The 19,274-nt window shown below is 70.7% G+C and carries 20 protein-coding genes; 12 read left to right on the top strand and 8 right to left on the bottom strand.

Annotation, left to right across the window (positions count from 1 at the left end; genetic code table 11):
* Window positions 1–63 precede the first annotated feature (63 nt).
* The 5 genes from BLT99_RS11465 to BLT99_RS11445 are packed head-to-tail and all read left to right on the top strand — an operon-like array spanning window position 64 to window position 7,025.
* Window positions 64–2,127 (top strand): beta-galactosidase, encoded by a 2,064-nt coding sequence (locus tag BLT99_RS11465; RefSeq protein ID WP_229724348.1) that lies wholly within the window; start codon window positions 64–66, stop codon window positions 2,125–2,127.
* Window positions 2,128–2,137: 10 nt separating this feature from the next.
* Complete coding sequence (gene gcvPA, locus BLT99_RS11460) at window positions 2,138–3,565, top strand: aminomethyl-transferring glycine dehydrogenase subunit GcvPA (RefSeq protein ID WP_092672457.1); 1,428 nt, start codon at window positions 2,138–2,140, stop codon at window positions 3,563–3,565.
* Window positions 3,562–5,136, top strand: a complete 1,575-nt coding sequence (gene gcvPB, locus BLT99_RS11455) for an aminomethyl-transferring glycine dehydrogenase subunit GcvPB (RefSeq protein ID WP_092672454.1) — start codon at window positions 3,562–3,564, stop codon at window positions 5,134–5,136. Before gcvPA ends, gcvPB begins: the two co-directional genes overlap by 4 nt.
* 1 nt (window position 5,137) lies before the next feature.
* Complete coding sequence (locus BLT99_RS11450) at window positions 5,138–6,277, top strand: ATP-NAD kinase family protein (protein WP_197675494.1); 1,140 nt, start codon at window positions 5,138–5,140, stop codon at window positions 6,275–6,277.
* Complete coding sequence (locus BLT99_RS11445) at window positions 6,267–7,025, top strand: SDR family NAD(P)-dependent oxidoreductase (protein ID WP_092672451.1); 759 nt, start codon at window positions 6,267–6,269, stop codon at window positions 7,023–7,025. The genes BLT99_RS11450 and BLT99_RS11445 overlap by 11 nt, the downstream gene beginning before the upstream one ends.
* A gap of 38 nt (window positions 7,026–7,063) precedes the next feature.
* Here BLT99_RS11445 and BLT99_RS11440 read toward each other — a convergent pair whose 3' ends face one another.
* The 4 genes from BLT99_RS11440 to BLT99_RS11425 form a co-directional block, all read right to left on the bottom strand.
* A complete protein-coding gene (locus BLT99_RS11440; protein WP_092672448.1) occupies window positions 7,064–7,912 on the bottom strand; it encodes an alpha/beta fold hydrolase in 849 nt (282 codons plus the stop codon).
* Window positions 7,912–8,982 carry a hypothetical protein gene (locus BLT99_RS11435; protein ID WP_157674989.1) on the bottom strand — a complete coding sequence of 357 codons (1,071 nt, stop codon included), beginning with the start codon at window positions 8,980–8,982 and terminating at the stop codon, window positions 7,912–7,914. The genes BLT99_RS11440 and BLT99_RS11435 overlap by 1 nt, the downstream gene beginning before the upstream one ends.
* Before the next feature lie 49 nt (window positions 8,983–9,031).
* Entirely contained in the window at window positions 9,032–9,568 is a 537-nt protein-coding gene (locus BLT99_RS11430; RefSeq protein ID WP_229724347.1) for a VanZ family protein, read from the bottom strand.
* A gap of 92 nt (window positions 9,569–9,660) precedes the next feature.
* Window positions 9,661–10,305: a D-alanyl-D-alanine carboxypeptidase family protein gene (locus tag BLT99_RS11425; RefSeq protein WP_092672439.1), complete on the bottom strand. Its 645-nt coding sequence runs from the start codon at window positions 10,303–10,305 to the stop codon at window positions 9,661–9,663.
* 86 nt (window positions 10,306–10,391) lie between these two features.
* Here BLT99_RS11425 and BLT99_RS11420 point away from each other — a divergent pair, with 86 nt between their 5' ends.
* Together BLT99_RS11420 and BLT99_RS11415 are read left to right on the top strand one after the other, a co-directional pair.
* Window positions 10,392–11,087 carry a response regulator transcription factor gene (locus BLT99_RS11420; protein ID WP_092672436.1) on the top strand — a complete coding sequence of 232 codons (696 nt, stop codon included), beginning with the start codon at window positions 10,392–10,394 and terminating at the stop codon, window positions 11,085–11,087.
* A gap of 10 nt (window positions 11,088–11,097) precedes the next feature.
* Window positions 11,098–12,180: a sensor histidine kinase gene (locus tag BLT99_RS11415; protein ID WP_269456990.1), complete on the top strand. Its 1,083-nt coding sequence runs from the start codon at window positions 11,098–11,100 to the stop codon at window positions 12,178–12,180.
* Here the strand turns inward: BLT99_RS11415 and arr are convergent.
* Together arr and BLT99_RS11405 are read right to left on the bottom strand one after the other, a co-directional pair.
* On the bottom strand, window positions 12,177–12,584 hold the full coding sequence (gene arr / locus BLT99_RS11410; protein ID WP_092672430.1) for an NAD(+)--rifampin ADP-ribosyltransferase: 408 nt from the start codon (window positions 12,582–12,584) through the stop codon (window positions 12,177–12,179). The genes BLT99_RS11415 and arr overlap by 4 nt on opposite strands.
* A gap of 9 nt (window positions 12,585–12,593) precedes the next feature.
* Entirely contained in the window at window positions 12,594–12,998 is a 405-nt protein-coding gene (locus tag BLT99_RS11405) for a VOC family protein (RefSeq protein ID WP_092672428.1), read from the bottom strand.
* A 54-nt stretch (window positions 12,999–13,052) separates the two neighbouring features.
* Between BLT99_RS11405 and BLT99_RS11400 the strand changes: the two genes are divergently transcribed.
* From BLT99_RS11400 to BLT99_RS17645, 5 genes are all read left to right on the top strand, one after another.
* Entirely contained in the window at window positions 13,053–13,193 is a 141-nt protein-coding gene (locus BLT99_RS11400; protein ID WP_371874197.1) for a tRNA-specific adenosine deaminase, read from the top strand.
* A 259-nt stretch (window positions 13,194–13,452) separates the two neighbouring features.
* Window positions 13,453–14,103, top strand: coding sequence for a Pr6Pr family membrane protein (locus tag BLT99_RS11395; protein ID WP_092672425.1), 651 nt, complete (start codon window positions 13,453–13,455; stop codon window positions 14,101–14,103).
* Window positions 14,104–14,173: 70 nt separating this feature from the next.
* Complete coding sequence (locus tag BLT99_RS11390; RefSeq protein ID WP_092672422.1) at window positions 14,174–15,469, top strand: lysophospholipid acyltransferase family protein; 1,296 nt, start codon at window positions 14,174–14,176, stop codon at window positions 15,467–15,469.
* 53 nt (window positions 15,470–15,522) lie between these two features.
* Window positions 15,523–16,083, top strand: coding sequence for a CDP-alcohol phosphatidyltransferase family protein (locus BLT99_RS17650; RefSeq protein WP_157674988.1), 561 nt, complete (start codon window positions 15,523–15,525; stop codon window positions 16,081–16,083).
* Complete coding sequence (locus BLT99_RS17645; protein ID WP_157674987.1) at window positions 16,080–16,910, top strand: phosphatidate cytidylyltransferase; 831 nt, start codon at window positions 16,080–16,082, stop codon at window positions 16,908–16,910. The genes BLT99_RS17650 and BLT99_RS17645 overlap by 4 nt, the downstream gene beginning before the upstream one ends.
* Before the next feature lie 27 nt (window positions 16,911–16,937).
* Here the strand turns inward: BLT99_RS17645 and BLT99_RS11380 are convergent, their stop codons facing one another.
* Both BLT99_RS11380 and BLT99_RS11375 read right to left on the bottom strand, forming a co-directional pair.
* Window positions 16,938–17,411, bottom strand: coding sequence for a GNAT family N-acetyltransferase (locus BLT99_RS11380; RefSeq protein ID WP_092672416.1), 474 nt, complete (start codon window positions 17,409–17,411; stop codon window positions 16,938–16,940).
* 81 nt (window positions 17,412–17,492) lie between these two features.
* Window positions 17,493–19,220: a SulP family inorganic anion transporter gene (locus tag BLT99_RS11375; RefSeq protein WP_092672413.1), complete on the bottom strand. Its 1,728-nt coding sequence runs from the start codon at window positions 19,218–19,220 to the stop codon at window positions 17,493–17,495.
* Window positions 19,221–19,274: the final 54 nt, after the last annotated feature.

Genomic DNA, 19,274 nt, shown 5'->3' with positions numbered 1-19,274 from the left:
TGTCTGTATACAGAATACAGTGCGCAGAACGACCTGTACAGATATCCGACCGAGAGGACCCGCGTGACCGACGCGACACCGCGCCGCATCCGCCTCGATGCCCTCGCCTTCGGCGGCGACTACAACCCCGACCAGTGGCCCGAAGAGGTCTGGCACGAGGACGTGCGCCTCATGCGCGAAGCGGGCGTGAACCTCGTGAGCCTGCCCGTGTTCTCATGGCCCCAGCTCGAGACCAGCCCGGGCGTCTACGACTGGGAGTGGCTCGACCGGGTCATCGAGGTGCTCTGGGCCGGCGGCATCCGCATCGACCTCGCGACCGCGACGGCCACGCCGCCCGCCTGGCTCGTGCGCGCCCACCCCGAGATGCTGCCGTGGGATGCCGACGGTCGTCGCCTCGAGTTCGGCTCGCGCCAGGCGTACTGCCCGAGCTCGCCCGTGTGGCGCGAGCACGTCGGGCGGATGGCCCGGGCGATGGCCGAGCGCTACGGGCAGCACCCGGCGGTCGCGCTCTGGCATATCTCCAATGAGTACGGCGACCACGTCGCGCGCTGCTGGTGCCCCGAGTCGGCGGCGCACTTCCGGCGTTGGCTCGAGGCCCGCTACGGCGACCTCGACGGGCTCAACGAGGCGTGGGGCGTGAACGTCTGGGGCCAGCGCTACACGGCGTGGACGCAGATCGAGCCGCCCCGCCGCGCGACCGGCCCCGTCAACCCGACCCAGCTGCTCGACTTCGAGCGCTTCGGCTCCGATGCGCTGCTCGAGCTCTTCCGCATCGAGGTCGACGTGCTGCGCGAGGTCACGCCCGAACTGCCGGTCACGACGAACTTCATGAGCCTCTTCCGCGAGCTCGACTACTGGCGCTTCGCCGAGCACGAGGACCTCGTCACCGACGACGCGTATCCCGACCCGGCCGACCCGCACGCTCACGTGCCCGCGGCGCTCAATTACGGCCTGATGCGCTCGCTCAAGGGTGGTCAGCCGTGGCTGCTGCTCGAGCAGGCCGCTAGCGCCGTCAGCTGGCGCGACGTCAACGTGCCCAAGGCGCCCGGCCGGATGCGCGTCGACAGCCTGCAGGCGATCGCGCACGGTTCGGACGGCGCCATGTTCTTCCAGTGGCGGCAGGCTCGCTACGGCCAGGAGAAGTTCCACTCGGCGATGCTCGGGCACCGCGGCGAGTCATCACGCTCCTTCCAAGAGACGGCGGCCCTCGGGCGCGAGCTCCAGCGTCTCGCGGCGGTCCGCGGCACGCGCGTGCGCAGCAGAGTCGCGCTCGTCGTCGACTGGGATTCGTGGTGGGCCACGAGCGCCACCGAGTCGCTCCCGTCCCAGCGCCTGAGCTGGCTGCAGCAGACCCGCGACTGGCACGCGGCCCTTCACGCGCTCGGTCACCCGGTCGACACCGTGCGGGCGACGGGCCCGTTCGAGGGGTACGACCTCGTCGTCGTGCCCAACCTCTACGTGACGGATGCCGCGCAGGCCGCAGCGCTCGAGGCGTACGCCGTCGGCGGCGGAACGGTCGTCGTCGGTCCGTTCTCGGGCGTCGTCGACACCACCGAGAAGGTCCACCCCGGGGGTGCCCCCGGTCCGCTCCGCGCGCTCCTCGACATCGAGGTGGACGAGCCGTGGCCGGTCGCCGACGGCTCGGTCGAGCGGATCGCCCTCGACGGCGCCCGGTACGACGCGCCGGTGTGGACCGAGTGGATCGAGGCCGGCCACGAGGCATCCGTCGTCGCCGGCTTCGCCGGTGGGGTGCTCGATGGACGACCCGCGATCACCCGCCGCTCGCACGGCGCAGGCACTGCCTGGTACCTCGGCGCGGTGCTCGAAATCGACGGGCTCGTCGCCGTCATGCGACGCGCCCTCGCCCACGCCGGGCTGCCCGCCCGCGACCGCACCGACCCGCATCTCGAGGCCGTCACCCGTGCCGACGACCGCACCGACTACACGTTCGTCCTCAATCACGGCCCTCGCGAGCTCACGCTCGACGTGCCCGAGGGCGCGACCGACCTGCTCGCCGACGGGGTCGTCGCCGCGCGACTCGTGCTCCCGCCCCTCGGCGTCGCCGTGCTCGCCTCGCCGCGCGCGAGCAAGCCCCCGTTCATCACCCTGTCCGACACCACCGAGTGAGGCACCACCCATGAACCGACCATTCGTGCATCCGTACATTCCGAACACGGCGCCCGAGGTGCGCGCCGAGATGCTCGTCGCCGTCGGCGCGGCATCCGTCGAGGACTTCTACGCCGACGTGCCCGCCGACCTCCGGCTCGGTCGTGCGCTCGACCTGCCGGAACCGCTCATCGCCGAGCAGGACCTCGTCCGCCACGTCTCCGGGCTGCTCGCTGCCAACGTGCCCACGACCGAGCGACTGAGCTTCCTCGGCCAGGGCACCTACCACCACCACGTGCCCGCCGTCGTCGACGAGGTCATCGGCCGCAGCGAGTTCCTCACCGCGTACGCGGGCGAGCCCTACGAGGACCACGGCCGCTTCCAGGCGCTCTGGCAGTACCAGTCGCTCATGGGCGAACTGCTCTCGATGGACGTCGTGAACGTGCCCACCTACGACGGGTTCCAGGCGACCGCGACCGGCCTGTCGATGGCCGGGCGCATGACCGGCCGGCGCCGCGTGCTCGTCGCGAGCGACGTGCTGCCCGGGAAGCTCTCGAAGGTCCGTGACTACGTGCGGGTGAACCTCGACCTCGAGCTGGTCGACCCGGTCGACGGAACGGCGGATGTCGCTGCCATCGCCGAGCGGATCGGCGACGACGTCGCCGCGGTCTGGGTCGAGACGCCGAGCCGCACCGGCGCGATCGAGCACCGGCTGCAGGCGCTCGCCGACGCCGCTCACGCGGTCGGCGCGATCCTCGTCGTCGGGACCGACCCGGTCGGATACGGCGTGCTGACGCCCCCGGCCGAGCAGGGTGCCGACATCGTCTGCGGCGACATTCAATCGCTCGGCCTGCACCAGTGGTACGGCGGCGCCCACGGCGGGTTCATCGCCGTGCACGACGACCCGCGCTTCGTCATGGAGATGCCGTCGCGCCTGTTCGGGCTCGCGACGACCGACGTGCCCGGTGAGATCGGCTTCGGCGACGTCGCGTACGACCGCACCTCGTTCGCGCACCGCGAGGAAGGGAAGGAGTGGGTCGGCACGGCGGCCGCCCTCTGGGGCATCGCTGCCGGCGTGCACCTCGCGCTCATGGGGCCGCAGGGCATGCGGGAGCTCGGCGAGGTGCTCCTCGCCCGCACCGCCTACGCGCAGCGCGTGCTCGCCGCCATCCCCGGCATCCGCCTCACCGACCGGGCCGTGCACCTGCGCGAGTTCGCGATCGACGTCTCGGGAGCCGGCCTGACCGCCTCGGGCGTCGTCACCGCACTCCGCGCCGACGGCATCGAACCCGGCGTCCCCGCCGGCGAGCACGAGCTCGTCGTGTGCGTCACCGAGATGACCTCCCAGCGAGACATCGACCGGCTCGCCGCGGCCGTCACCGGGCTCGTCGCGGCATCCGCCGCCGAGGCCGCATCCACCCTCGACCCCATCACCGAATCCGAGGAGCACCGCGCATGAGCCTGCCCATCGCACCCAAGCCCGCCCACCGCCGGTTCCACCAGGCGCGGTGGGACGAACCGCTCATCTTCGCCCTCTCCACGCCCGGCGAGCGCGGGGTGCTGGTCACTCAGGTCGAGCCCGGCGTGCGCGACGTCGTCGGCGACGTCACCGCTGCGCTGCCCGAGGGGCTCGCCCGGAAGACCGCGCCCGGCCTGCCCGAGATGGGGCAGATGCGCGTGCTGAAGCACTACCTGCGGCTCTCGCAGGAGAACCTCGGCGCCGACCTGAACGTCGACGTGGGCCAGGGCACGTGCACGATGAAGTACGCGCCGAAGGTCAACGAGCAGCTGATCGCGACGCCGAAGCTCTCGGCGATGCATCCGCTGCAGGACCCCGCCGACGCCCAGGGCGCGCTCGAGATCATCTGGCGCACCGAGCGGATGCTCGCCGAGATTTCGGGCATGGACGAGGTGTCGCTGCACACGCAGGGCGGCTCCGCCGCGATTTGGGCGAACATCGCGATGATCCGCGCCTACCACGAGGCGAAAGGCGAGGGCGAGCAGCGGCGCGAGGTCGTCACGACGATCTTCAGCCACCCGTCGAACGCTGCCGCCGCGAAGGCGGCCGGGTACGACGTGATCACGCTGCACCCCGATGCCGACGGCTACCCCGATCTCGAGGCGCTCAAGCGGGCGCTGTCGCCGCGCACCGCGGCGATCATGGTCACCAACCCCGAGGACACGGGCATCTACAACCCGGCCATCAAGGAGTGGGTCGACGCGGCCCACGCCGTCGGTGCGCTCGCCTCGTACGACCAGGCCAACGCGAACGGCATCCTCGGCATCACCCGCGCGCGAGATGCCGGCTTCGACGTCTGCCACTTCAACGTGCACAAGACGTTCGGCACGCCGCACGGTTCGGGCGGACCCGGCACGGGTGCGAACGGCGTGAGCGCCGCACTCGCGCCGTTCCTGCCCGGACCCCGCGTGGTGCGCGAGGGCGAGCGCTTCGAGGTGCGCGAGGCCGGGCCGCAGTCGATCGGGGCCATCGGACCGTTCCATGGGGTGGTCCCGAACATCGTGCGCGCCTACGCGTGGATGATGGCGCTCGGCGCCGACGGTCTGCGGGCCGTCGCCGAGACCGCGGTGCTGAACAACAACTACCTGATGAAGCGGATCCTCGACATCCCCGGTGCGTCCGCGCCGTACGCGACGGGCCGCCGACGCATCGAGCAGGTGCGCTATTCGTGGCAGGAGCTCTTCGAGGACACCGGCGTCACGTCTGAGGAGATCGGCATCCGAGCCAGCGACTTCGGCATGCACTATTGGACGAGCCACCATCCGTACGTCGTGCCGCAGCCGTTCACGCTCGAACCGACCGAGTCGTACTCGAAGGCCGAGCTCGACGAGTACGCCGACGTGCTTGCCGAAGTCGCCCGCGAGGCGCGCGAGACGCCGGAGGTCGTGCGCACCGCCCCGCACCGCCAGACCGTGCACCACACGCACCACGACGATCTCGACGACCCCGAGCGCTGGGCCGTCACCTGGCGGGCGTATCGCCGCAAGTACCCGGACGCCGTCGGAGCGTGACGTGATCGGACTCATCGTGAACCCGGTCGCGGGCGTCGGCGGCCCGGCCGGGCTCGGCGGAAGCGACGGGGGCGACGTGCAGCGTCGGGCTGGCGAGCGCGGGGCGCGACCCCGCGCGACCGAACGCGCCGCGGCCGCGCTCGCCGTCGTGGCATCCGCTCGCCGTCATGAGCGGATCGTGACGGCCGCCGGCGCGATGGGAGCCGACGCGGTCCGCGCCGCGGGGCTGGAGGCCATCGTCGTGTGGCATCCGCGATCGCCGACGTTCCCGACCGACACGACTGCCGCCGCTCGCGCGCTCGCCGATGTGGGCGTCGAGCTGGTGCTCTTCGCCGGCGGCGACGGCACGGCGCGGGATGTCGCGGCCGGCCTGCCGTCGTCGGCGGTCGCGCTCGGCATCCCGGCCGGCGTCAAGATGTACTCGCCGGTCTTCGCGGTCGGCCCCAGCGCCGCCGGAGCACTCGCCGCCGCGTGGATCGACGAGGGCGGCCTCCCGACCGTGGATCGCGAGGTGCTCGACGTCGACGAGGCGCAGCTGCGCCGGGCGCGCGTCGAGCCGCGACTGTACGCCACCATCCGGGTGCCCTATCGGGCCGGGCGCACGCAGGCGCGCAAGGCCGCGACGCCGGCCGACGAGCGGGCTGCCATGCGACTCGCCGCGCGAGGGGCGGTCTCGCGCTTGCAGCCAGGGGTCAGGTACCTGCTCGGTCCCGGCGGCACGATGGCCGAGGTGGCCCGTGAGCTCGGCGTCGACAAGACCCTGCTCGGCGTCGACGTCGTGCTCGACGGCCGCGTCGTCGTCGCGGGCGCCTCCGAGCAGGAGCTGCTCGACCAGGTCGGGAGCGGGCCCGCCCAGGCGATCGTGTCGATCATCGGCGGCCAGGGCTTCCTGCTTGGCCGCGGCAACCAGCAGCTCTCGGCGCGCGTGCTCGACGCCATCGGCGACGATCCCGTGCTGGCGGTCGCGCCGGAGCAGAAGCTGATCGACCTCGAGGGGCGTCCCCTTCTCGTCGACACGGGCGACGCCCGCGTGGATGCCCGGCTCGCCGGCTTCGTGCGCGTCGTCACCGGGCCGTCGACCACCAGCGTCTACCCAGTCCAAGCACCAGAGAACGAAGGAGCAGCAGACCATGCGGCTTGAGCAGAAGCAGGCCATCATCACCGGAGGGGCGGGCGGTATCGGCCGTGCCACCGCCATGGCCCTCGCAGCAGAGGGCGCGGAGGTCGCCGTCGTGGACCTGGACGGCCGCGCCGCGGAGGCCGTCGCCGCCGAGATCCGCGACGCGGGCTTCGCCGCGATCGCCATCGAGGCCGACGTGTCGAGCGAGTCCGACATCGAACGCGTGATCGCCACGACGGTGGCCGAGTTCGGCGGGGTGAACGTCGTCTTCAACAACGCCGGCATCATCCGCCGGACGACCGCCGTCGAGACGACGGCCGACGAGTGGGACCGCGTGTTCGGCGTCAACGTCCGTTCCATCTTCCTGATGTGCAAGCACGTCGTCCCGATCATGGCCGCCGCCGGCGGCGGCTCGATCGTCAACACCGGTTCCGGATGGGGCCTCAAGGGCGGAGGCCGGGCGATCTCGTACTGCGCCTCCAAGGGCGCGGTCGTCAACATGACGCGCGCGCTCGCCATCGACCACGGGCCGCAGGGCATCCGCGTGAACTCCGTGAACCCTGGCGACGTGAACACCGGCATGCTTCGTGACGAGGCGCAGCAGCTCGGCGAGGACACGGCCGCGTTCCTGGCCGAGGCCGCCGACCGCCCGCTGCGGCGCATGGGCGAGCCGCGAGAGATCGCCGCGGCGGTCGTCTGGCTTGCGAGCGACGAGTCGAGCTACGTCACCGGGTCGGCGCTCGTCGTCGACGGGGGCGGGATCGCGTAGTCGCAGGTGTGGCGCTATCGACCGCGCGCTCCGGCACGCTAGCTGCTGAACGCGGTCCGATCGACCGCGGGAACGCCGGGATCCGGTGCGGTCCAGTCCAGCAGGATGTCGAGGAAGGCCTCAGGGTTCTCGAGCGAAGGCAGGTGCGCGACATCCGGCCAGTCGATGCGTCGGGCGCCCGGGATGCCCGCGACCACTCGCGAGGCCGCGTCGTGCGTCGTGTCGAGATCATGACCGCCGGTGATCACGAGCGTGCGAGCGGCGATCTCGGTCAGCCGGTCGAGCGCCGGCGGATCGAGCTCGGTCTCGGGCGCGTCCGACCGCCAGGAAGCGGCCACGTCGAACGCGCGCCGCTGCATGATCCGCACCGCCGCGATGAGCTCCGGGCCGGGATCGTTCGGGCTGCGGCGCGGCCCCACCACCCAGGCGTCGATGTTCGCCTCCACCGCCGCATCGAGGTCGTCGCGGGCGAGGGCGTCTCGCTCGGCGTCGAAGAAGGCCTTGAGGTCAGGGGTCAGCTCCGCGAGCAGGCTCCCGCCGGGCGGGCACAGCAGCATCGACTCGACGAGCTCGGGCGCCGTCAGCGCGACCTCGACCGCGACGCCGGCGCCGAACGACGCGCCGACGAGGTGGCAGCGGTCGATGCCGACGTGGCGCAGCGTCTCGAGCACATCGGCGACGTGCGACCACGCGCCGTCCGGCTCGATCGTCGAGTCGCCGTAACCACGCAGGTCGAGCCGGAGCGCCGGGCCTGCCGAGCTGAGCTGAGCCCACTGCGGGTTCCACATCCGCCGGTCGGCGATGCCCGCGTGGATGAGCACGACGGGTATGCCGGATGTCGCGACGTGATCGAACGCGATGCCCGCCGGGCTGACGCCGGTGACCATCAGAGGCCCCAGTAGTACGCCGCCGCCGACCCGTTCGAGTTGCTCGCGACGGCCTCGACGGTGACCAAGGAGATCGGCCCGGGCCCGACCGGGCAGGTCACCGGGATGCTGACCGTTCCGGATGATCCGAGGCCGGACGCGAGGAGGATGAAGCCGCCCGTCGCCCGGTAATCACCATCGGTGTACGCGTAGGAGATGGCGACGGTGTTGCCCTCGCGGGCCTGCCAGCTGAAGGGAAGCGTGACGACCTGGCCCGTCGGGTTCTCACCGCAGCTCCCACGCGGGCCCGGCTCCATCCCGATGATTCCGGGGTCCTCCAGATGCCCGGCCCAGCCGCTCCCGCTGGAAGGGCCTCCGCCGGATGAAACACCGCCGTCCCAGGCACCCGTGTCCGCGTCCGCCTCCGCCGCCTCCTGCTTCGCGGCGGCCTTGGCCGCGGCGACGCCGGCCTTCTGAGCCGCGACGACGGCGTCGGAGGCGTTCTTCACGAGCGCGAGCGCTGCGGCGACGTCGTCGGCGGTGGCGAGCTCGGCGACGGCCTGGGTGAGCGCGTCTCGCGATGCCCCGGCGAGCGGGCTCGCACTTATGAGCGCCTCAGCCTGTCCGTCGGCGCTGGCGGCGAGCTGCGTGAAGGCTTCGGTGACCTCAGCGACGGCCGCCGACAACTCCTCGAGTTCCCCATCCGAGATGGCGAAGGCGAGCTTCACGCGCGCGGCTTCGAAGGCGGCGGCGGTATCCGGATGCACTGCTGCACCGAGTGAGACGGTGAGTCCGGCGTATTCGGCGTTGAGTCGGGCCGCGTCGTCCTTCGCCTCGGCGAGCGCTTCCGCCGCCTTCGCTGCGGCGTCCCTCGCGGCTGCCGCCTCCTGCACCGCGATCTCGAGGGCCAGCTGCCGATCGCGCTCACCGGCGGCGACCGCGGCGACCGGGATCGACACGCCGCCGAGGACGATGACCGCGGCGCCCGCGACGGCCGCCACGCGCGTCCATACGGGAAGCGCCATCAACCTACTGACGACCTGCGCAGTTGACGCGCGCTTCGCGAATCCGTGAATCACGGCGTCAAGCATGTCACGCGCGCGACGCCCGGCATGTCGCGGCGGGAATGCGGCGGCAACCTCAGTCGGGACCAAGACCGTAGGGCGGGGAGACGGCGGGGACATGGACGTCCCGCATCGGCGCGTAGCGCACGGGCGAGGCGATGAACGCGCCGACCGCGAGGATGAGGACGACGGTCACGATCGAGCAGACGCGCGCGACCACGACGCTGGTGCGTTGCCGCAGTCTGCGGCGCGCCAGGACGATCAGGCCGAGACCGGCCAAGCCCCCGGCGGTGTTGACGACGACATCGGTGACATCCGCGCTGCCGATCGTCAGGGCGTATTGGACGACCTCGAGAGCGAGGCTCGATGCGGCGAGCACGCCCGCGACCTTCGGCCAGCGCCACGACGGGGCGAGGAGTCCCAGATAGAACCCGAAGGGAACGAAGAGGAGCACGTTGGCGACGACCTCGACCGGGTCGCTGGCACCGTCCTGGGCGGTGGGCGCGAACGGCACGAGCTTGACATGCCGCAGCCCGCCCTGGCCGAAATAGGGCAGCTCGAGCTTCCAGAGGACGACCCAGGCGAGCAGCACGAGGTAGACCGCGAACAGCAAGACCAGCCATGTGTGCCCGCCCGACGGCGAGGTATCTGCCGTCCGAATGTCCCGGGGAGTCGACCGCGACATCCGAAGTTCTGGACTCCCCGTCACCACTGCATCCTCGGGTCGTGGCTGGGGTCGGCATACGTGGCGGGGCAACCGTGCTCGATCGCCTCGGGGCGGAGCTCGTAGTGCCACGGCTCGTTGTCGTAGATCTGGCAGAGCCCGAACTGGGCACCGTGCTCGAACAGCCACGCCGTGGCATCCTCCTGCCCGATGTCGACCGCATCACCCGACACGTGCGGAGACGTCGCCGCGGTGGCGACCCAGCGGGCGGCCGCTTCGCGGGAGCCGTACTCGGAGACGGCCTCCTGGAAGAGCTGATCCTGGTATTCCGCGGAGCGCCATCCGCTGTTGATGACGAACTCGACGCCGGCGCCGGCCGCGTGCGCTGCAGCCTGACGAAGCGCCTGGCGCAGCTCGGGATCGAGGTTGGCGACCGCCGGCTCCTCGTCATCGAAGACCGTGACGCCGTCGGCGATTCGGCCGGTCTCGTCGAGACCCGGTCGATTCTCCTCGCGTGAGGGCTGCGCAGGGGCATCCGAGAGGGACCAGGACGGCGACGCCGACGGGGAATCGGGCAGCGTGCTGACGAAGGCAGCGATGCTCGCCGCGATGACGACCACCAGGCCGACCACGAACAGTCTGGGACGTGCGCGCGTCGACGCCCGCGCCGGTCGGTTGCGATTCATGCTGCCAGTCAACGCGCGGGCGTGTTGCGAGCACGTATGCGGGTTTGCATATGCCCGCGATATGCGGGGGTTCGTAGCATGACACCATGCGGGTGCTGATCGTCGAGGACGAGCCGTACATGGCGGAGGCGATCCGCGACGGGCTCCGACTCGAGGCGATCGCGGCCGACATCGCCGGCGACGGAGACACCGCCCTGGAACTGCTCGGCACCAATGCCTACGACATCGCGGTGCTCGACCGCGACATCCCCGGGCCATCCGGCGACGAGGTCGCTGGGCAGATCGTGGCGTCCGGCAGCGGCATGCCGATCCTCATGCTGACCGCCGCGGACCGGATCGACGACAAGGCGTCGGGGTTCGAGCTCGGCGCCGACGACTACCTCACGAAGCCGTTCGAGCTGCGCGAGCTCGTGCTGCGGCTCAGGGCACTCGACCGTCGCCGGGCGCACAGCCGGCCGCCGGTTCGCGAGATCGCCGGCCTGCGGCTGGATCCGTTCCGCCGCGAGGTGTACCGCGACGGCCGCTACGTCGCCCTGACTCGCAAGCAGTTCGCCGTGCTCGAGGTGCTCGTCGCGGCCGAGGGCGGGGTGGTCAGCGCCGAGGAGCTGCTCGAGCGCGCGTGGGACGAGAACGCCGACCCGTTCACGAACGCGGTGCGCATCACGGTCTCGGCCCTGCGCAAGCGACTCGGCGAACCCTGGGTGATCGCGACGGTGCCCGGCGTCGGATATCGCATCGACACCGGGCCGAGCGGCGGGGCGGCGGGCGACGAGCATGGATAGGGCTCCCGGCATGAGCGTCCGCCTCCGGCTCACCCTGAGCTACGCGGGCTTCCTCATGGTCGCGGGGGTGCTGCTGCTCGCCGTGGTGTGGCTGTTCCTCCTCCGATATGTGCCCCCGCGCGCCATCGAGACCATCGACGGGTTCATCCCCGGCCGCGACGACCTCATCCGGGCGTTCGCGCCGCCGGCGGCATGGGTGCTGTTCTTCCTGCTGCTGTTCGGCCTCCTGGGCGGATGGCTCCTCGCCGGCCGGATGCTCGCTCCGTTGACGAGCATCACGGATGCCACGCGCCGGGCCGCGGACGGATCGCTCTCGTATCGCATCCGGCTGGAGGGCCGCGACGACGAGTTCCGTGAGCTCGCCGACAGCTTCGACTCGATGCTCGCGCGACTCGAGGCGCAGGTCGCCGAGCAGCAGCGCTTCGCGGCCAACGCCTCCCACGAGCTGCGCACCCCGCTGGCGATCACGCAGACGCTGCTCGAGGTCGCCCGGAACGACCCCGGCAGCGTCACGCCCGAGCTCATCGAGCGCCTCCACGCCGTCAACGCCCGGGCGATCAGCCTCACCGAGGCGCTCCTCACCCTGAGCCGTGCCGACCAGCGCTCCTTCACGCGCGAGGACGTCGACCTCTCGCTACTGGCCGAGGAGGCCGGCGAGACCCTCCTGCCCCTCGCGGAACGGCGGCGCGTCGCCATCCAGACCACCGGCGACCCCGCCCCGACCGTCGGCTCGCGAGCGCTGCTGCTGCAGCTGACCACGAACCTGGTGCACAACGCCATCGTGCACAACCTCATCCAAGGCGGCACGGTGTGGATCGACACCGGCGTCCGCGATTCGCGGGCCGTGCTCACCGTCGAGAACACCGGCACCGAGCTGAGCGCGGGACTCGTCGCGACGCTGACCGAGCCGTTCCAGCGCGGCACCGAACGCATCCATACGGATGGCGCGGGCGTCGGCCTCGGCCTGGCGATCGCCAAGAGCATCGCGGAGGCGCACGACGGCACGCTCATGCTCGCGCCACGCGCGGGCGGCGGGCTCAGCGCGAGGGTCGGACTGCCGGCCGCACATGACGCCGAGGGGAAGCCCGCTTAGTTGATGATCTCGCCGCGCTCGGCGTTGATCTTCGCGATCCGATCCCGCCATTCCTGCAGCGCCTCGGAGGTCAGCCGCGTCCAGTCCGCGACCTCACCCACGACCCTGATCGGCGCGGTGCTGCGGTACGAGCGAGTGGGATTGCCAGGGAACTTCTTGTCGGTCACGTTCGGGTCGTCCTCGAACGGCCCGGTCGGCTCGACGAGGTACACGCGTGGAGGAGCGTCGCCGGCCGCGAGTTCCGCCGCCAGGCCGGCGCCGTCGCGCGTCGCGGTGAAGTAGATGTGGTTCATCACGATCTCGGGCCGGTAGTTCGAGCGGAACCCGGGCGTGAGGAGATCACCGGGCCGCAGGTCGGCCTTCGTGCCGTGGTAGAACGGCCCCTCGTCCAACGGTTGGGTCACGCCGACAGCCTATGCACCGGGCTCTCGCGGCGGGTTGTGCATGAACTCGAGCCGGATGCCGTTGTCGTCCTCGACGAACGAGGCGTAGTAGCGGTCGTTGAACCGCGGGAACGACTTGGGTCCGCTCACCGCCGTCCACCCGGCGCCGAGTGCGATGGCGTGCAGGCGATCGACCTCTTCGCGCGAATCGACGGGGAAGGCGAGATGCTGCCATCCGACCCGGCCGTGCCGATGCGGCCCACTGCCCGGTTCGCGCGCCGGGAAGAGGATCAGTTCGTCCTCCTCGCGGTACCACGACACTCCGTTGTCGGCGTCCTGGCGCGTGCAGCCGAGCGCCTGCATCACCGGGTCGAACTGGGCGATGGAACGCGGAAGGTCCTCGACGGTGATTCCGATGTGGTCGAACAGGCGCACCACGACATCCTATGGACCCACCGGTCGACGCATCCGTCGCGCCATGCTTGAACCATGACGATCTCCGATGCCGACCTCGTCCACCTCGGCCGGGCCGTCGAACTCGCGCGCGAAGCGCTGGCCGCCGGCGACGGGCCGTTCGGGTCCGTGCTCGTGGACGCCGCCGGGATCGAGCGCGCCATTACGCCGCTCTAGGCAGCTGCCGGAGAACGTGTCCTCCCTTGTGCGGACCCGTTAGAGCTATTCCACAAGGATCGGCGTCTTGCGTCGAGTTTTCCTCAATCTTCCTGCCAGACTTCGAGCGGCCACGCGGCGAGAGGACTACAACTTCCCCAACCCGAACCCGCAGTGAAATTGGGGGATTCTCATGCGTTGGGTTTGGCTCAGAATCGCAGCCGCAGTCATCGCGAGTTCGGGTGTCATCGCCGGACTCCTGGTCAACATCGATCGCGCGATGCGCGAGGGACAGGATCGCAGCGACGTGCTGGCGAACTACTTCAGCATGTTCACGATCGTGTCGTCGATCCTCGCCGTGGTCGCATTGACGATGGCAGCGCGATGGATGCAGCGGCATCCGGGCACTTCGACCGAACCGGTCGTCATCGCGATGGCGATCGCCGCGGTCACCGGGCCGGTGATTTTGCTCGGCATCGTGTTCAACGTGCTGCTGCGAGGCGACCCACCGGCGATCGCCGCGACCGACCCGGGCTGGGTCGCGTTCATGGACTCGTGGGCGACCGAAACCCTGCACGTCGTCCTGCCGGTCTACTTCGTGTTCGACCTGCTGTTCGCCGACCGACGCCGTGGACTGCCCTGGTCGTCGCTCCTCGTCATCGTCAGCTACCCGCTGGCATGGACGATCTACACGATGATCCGCGGCGAGCGCGTGGCCAACCCCGACGGCACTGCGCCGTGGTGGTACCCGTACGGGTTCCTCGACCCGCACCTTGCCGGGTACGGATCGGCCTTCAGCTACATCGGCGGCATCCTGGTCGCGTTCGTGCTGCTCGGTGTCGCCATCATCGGCATCGGCCGGGCTCGTGAGCGGCACGCCTCGCACCACGACGCGCCGCCGCCTCCGCAGATCGGTCGCCTCGCGGTCTGAGCGCCACGTGCGCTGGGGCGCCGCCGCCTTTCGATTCGAATCGGGAAGCGTCGGCGCCCCGGATCAGCTCATGACGGGAGTCACCACCGTGCTCGGCACCGCTTCGCTCCACCTGCCCGCGCCGCCGACTGCACGCCAGGTCCGTCGTTCGGGTCTCGTGTCCTACTGGCGATCGAAGCTCTGGGGCCTGCTCCTCTCGATCGTCACCGATGGGGTGACGACCATCCCGGCCGTCGGTGGCGAACCAGTCCCGCTCGCCCGCAAGCCACCGGTGCCCGACGGGCCGCTCGTCGTCATCGCCAACCATGCATCCCATGCCGACACGGCCGTCCTGCTCGCGACCATCGGTCGGTCCCGGCCGGTGCGATTCGTCGCCGCGGCCGACTACTGGTTCGGGAGGCGGCGCAACAAGCTCATCGCGCGATGGCTGGTCGGCATCTGGCCCATCCGGCGAGATCGCAACGGGATGAAGGACCTGCTCGCCGCCGCTCCGACCGTCGCAGCGGGCGTCGTCGTCGTCGTGTTTCCCGAGGGCAGCCGCCGCCACGCACCGGGACTCGCCGGGTTCAAGCGCGGTGCCTTCGAACTCGCCGCCGCATCGGGTGCCAAGGTCCTGCCGGTGGGCTTGGTCGGTGCCGGCGACCTGCTTCCGGTCGACCGCAAGCTCATCCGTCGCCGGCCGGTCGAGATGCGCTGGGGCGAGCCGTTCACCGTCGAGACAGGGCATGCGGATGACGCGGCCGCCGCAGCATTCGGAGCCATCGACAGGCTCATCGAAGCGCCCGCTTCCCAGCGTCCCGGCCGCGCCTGGATCCGCGTGCGTCGCATGGCGTTCGCCACGGCCGGGTTGGCACTGGTCACCGCCTGGGCGTTCGCCGAAGGCATCTTCTGGCCGCTGGTCGCGGAGATGCCGCTCCTCCTGCTCGTCTGCACGGTCGGACGATCCTGGCGTGGCCCGATGCTGATCGCAGCGACGGCGATCGCATCCGCCGCCGGGATCCTCACGACCTGGTGGCTGGTGTCCCACGGAGTCGACACCCCCACCCCGTTGACCACAGCGCGGATGCACGACACCGCGGTGGACGAGCTCAGGACCGACCCGTCGAGCGCGTTCGCGAACCAGATGTTCAACGGGATCCCCGTGAAGGTGTACGCCCACAGCGCGGGTCAACTCGGCATGGATTTCTTCGACGTCGCGTTCTCGATGCTCCCGAGGCTCGCTCGCATCGGCATCGTCGGCGTCATCGGATGGGTCGCCGGTGGCCTCCTGTCCCGGTACCTCAAACCCTGCCTCGGCACCATCCAGGCCACCTTCCTCACGTTGTTCCCGCTCGGGCTCGGCCTCGTCATCTGGTGGTGGTCGTGATGCGCGGGCTGTACGCGGCGAAGCCGTGGTTCACCCGTCAACTCGGGAGGATCGTGACCGTCGCCGTCGACCGCGGATGGTCACCCGATGCCTTCACCGCCGCCGGTGTCGCCTTCGCCGCGGTGGCCGCGGGCGGCCTGCTGGCCGGATGGTGGCCACTGGTGCTCATCGGACTCGTCGGAAGGCTCGCCGGTGCGAACCTGGATGGCGCAGTCGCTCGCGCCAGAGGTGTCAGCCGCCCGTTCGGGTTCGTGCTCAACGAGATCGGCGACCGCGCCTCCGACCTCCTGCCATCGGCGGCCCTCAGCATCGTCGCGTGGCAGACCGGGTCGCTGGCCGCTCTGGTGCTGGCCCTGGTCGCGATCACCGCCGCGTCCTTGCCGACCTTCGTCTCGTTGGCGGCTGCCGCGGCGGGGGCGCCGCGGATCAATGGCGGACCGTTCGGGAAGACGGAGAGCGCGCTCGCCGTGTTCCTCATGTCGATGGCGTTCAGCTGGTTCCCCGCGGATGCGGTGATCGGCGTCGGTTCGGTGGTGATCATCGCCGGTTCCACCGTCACTGCGGCGACACGGACGCGAGCAGCCCATCGCCACCTGCAGCTGGTGGACGCATGACCTGGCTCAGCTTGAGCGCTCCCGCGACCGTCGGGCTCATCGTGCTGCTCGCCACGGCGGTGCCGGTGTTGATCTTCGGCGACTCGACCATCCGAAGCAGGTGGCTGACCTGGGCGGTCATCGGGGTGATCGTCGGCGCAGCGGAGAAGATCGGTGTCGCCGGTGCGGTCATCGTGGCCGTCGCGGTCAGCGTCGTGTGCCTCCTCGAGTACGTGCGATTGGCCGGTCTCCGACCCGCTGATCTCGCGGTGCTGATCGCTGCGGGAGTCGGCGCGCCGGTGTTGGCGGCCGTGCAGCCGGCCGCGATCAACGCGTGGCTGCCGTTCGCGTTGCTGGCCGCCGCGGTCCTTCCCGTGCTCAGCCGTGATCCGGAGTCGGCCCTTCCTCGCGCCACTGCTGCCGTGTTCGGGATGCTGTGGCTGGTGTGGGCGCCCGCGCAGTTGGTGATCATCCATCAGGACCTGACCTTGCTCGTGTTGACCGTCGCGCTCACCGACGTGGCCAGCTGGGCGGTCGGAAAGGCGCTCGGGCGGCTTCCCGGCGTGAGAGTCCGGCCTTTCGCGGTGTCGCCGAACAAGACGGTCGCCGGACTCCTGGGCGGCGCCCTTGCCGCCGCGTTCGTCTTGGCGGTCACCGGGGAGTTCAGCTGGGTGCTGCTCCTCGCAGCGGCGGTCGGCGCCCCGCTCGGTGATGTGGTCGCCTCCATGGTGAAACGCCACGCCGGAGTGAAGGATGCCGGGACATGGCTTCCGGGGTTCGGCGGGCTGTTGGACCGGGCGGACTCGCTGCTCGTGGTGGCACCGCTGTTCTCAGTGACACTCGCGTAGGCAGCCGGATCGCCACTGCGCCCACCCTTACAGCTCGAGCGAGTAGAAGAACGCGCGCTCCCCGGTGTCGGGGTCGACGCCGCTGAAGCCATGCCGTTCGTAGAAGCGCTGCGCGTCGACGTCGACGGCGTCGACGTTGATCTCGATCGCCGACACGCCGCTCGCTTCGGCATCGGCGACGAGCCGTTCGATCATCGCCGAACCGAGACCGCGCCCTCGGTCAGCCGGCGCGACGTACAGTTCGTCGAGCAGCGCGACCGGTCCGTCGTACCAGACGTTGCTCCGCAGCGTCACGAGCGCGACTCCCGTCGCCGGCTCACCGGCCAGGTATGCGATCGTGCCGGGTCCGGCGAGCAGCGACTGCAGGCGCGTGGTCAAGACTGCGACGCCCGGCGTCGGGGTTTCGAACTCGGTGTTGAAGTCGTGCAGCAGTCGCGCCACCGTCTGGGCGTCGTCGGGACCGGCGCGCCGAGCGGCGAGACGTACGGAACCGTCCGACATGGGCGCCAGCCTATCCGCGCCATCCGCTACGAATCGAGGTCGTCGAGCTCACCTCGCAGGTCATCGGCGATGGGCATGGCGTCAATCCTCCCCGGATCTCGAACCGCCGGAAGCCGGTGGTGACGCGTCGAGTTGCGCCTGCACGGCGCGGGCGACGTTGCCGTGGATGTTCCCCGTCCCGACGCGCGGCAGCACGCCGTCCCGTTGAAGCGTGGCCCGGACGGCCTTCTTGAGGCGGGCGAGCCGAAGGGTGATGCCGGAGTCCTCAGCGAGGGTGACGACGTCGTTCATCTTGGCGGAGCCCTGGGAGTCGATGAAGTTGATGCCGGCGCAGTCGAGGACGACGCCGGTGAGCTCGGGGGTCGAGTGGATGATCTCGCGGATCCGGTCTTCGAGCGCGTCGGCGGTCGCGAAGAACAGGCCTCCGTCCATCCGGATGACGACGACGCCGGGGGTCAGTCGGTCTTCCGGGAACTCGCTCACGTCGCGGAAGACATCCGTGCCGGCCTCCCGGGCGAGGGTCGGGATGCTGGGGTGCGTCGCGACGCCGATGAGCCAGAGGAGCGACAGGCCGATGCCGATCATGACCCCGGCCAGCACGCCGAAGGCCAGGGTCGCGACGATCGCGGCGACCGCGATCCAGAAGTCGAACGGCTGCACCCGAGCCAAGCGCCGCATCTCGGGGATGTTGATCATGCCCATCACGACGGCCTCGATGATGAGCGCGGCGAGGACGGGCTTCGGCAGCAGGGAGAACAGCGGGGCCAGCACGAGGAGCGTGAGCAGGACGGTCGCCCCCGACGTGAGCGACGCCAGCCCGGTGCGGGCGCCGGAGTGGTCGTTGAGCGAGCTCGCCGACAGGCTGGTCGAGACCGGCATGCCCTGGAAGAGCCCTGCCCCGACGTTCGCCATGCCCTGCGCGACCGACTCCTGGTCGATGTCGACCTGGTAGCGGTGCTTCGCTGCGAACGTCCTCGCGTCGCCGGCGGTCTGCGAGAAGCCGATGAGCACCAGCGCGACCGCGGCGATCGCCACGGTGGACGCGTTCTCCCACATCAGGCCGAGATCGGGGACGGCGAAGGCCGGCAGCCCGCGGGGCACCTCGCCGACGAGCGCCACGCCGCGATCGCCGAGAGCCAGGAGCCACGAGGCGATCAATCCACCCACCACGAGGACCAGCGCGCCGGGCACCCGCGGCGCGACGACCCTCACCCCGAAGACGACGACCAGCGACACGACGCCGACGATGAGGGTCGCCCCGTGCGTGTCGTCCAGGCTCCCGAACCACGACCACAACTCCTGGAACGAGTTGGCGCCGCTCGCCTCGGTGCCGGTGAGCTTCGGCAGCTCGGAGATGACCACGTCGATCGCCGCCCCGAACAGGAACCCCGTGACGACCGCCCGCGAGAGGAACTGCGCGATCCAGCCCATCCGAAGCAGGAAGAGAATCAGGAAGAGCACCCCGGACGCCAGCGTGATGCCCGCGACGAACGAGGCGACATCCGCCTGATCGGTCAGGCCGGAGACCAGTACCGCGCTGGCGGCCACCGCGGCCAACGCCGAGCTCGGCCCCATCGAGATTTGGCGGCTGGTACCGAAGATCCCGTACAGGATCGCGCCCGCAGCTGCGGCGTACAGGCCGTTCTGCAGCGGGATGCCCGCGATGCCCGCATACCCCAGGTTCTTCGGCACGATCAGCGCTGCGACCGTGACGCCCGCGATCAGGTCGCCGCGGAGCCAGCGCCGGTCGTACGAGCGGGCCCAGTCCAGAATCGGAAGGAGTCCGGTGAGCACGCGGCGCCGGCTCATCGCGCGTCACGCGTTCTCGACATGGGCGGTCCTGCCCTTCCGGCTCTCGGCCGC

The organism is Agromyces flavus (assembly GCF_900104685.1).
Taxonomy (GTDB): Bacteria; Actinomycetota; Actinomycetes; order Actinomycetales; family Microbacteriaceae; genus Agromyces; species Agromyces flavus.
Note: the sequence above shows the minus strand (reverse complement) of the source record. Positions and strands in the feature narration are given on the sequence as shown.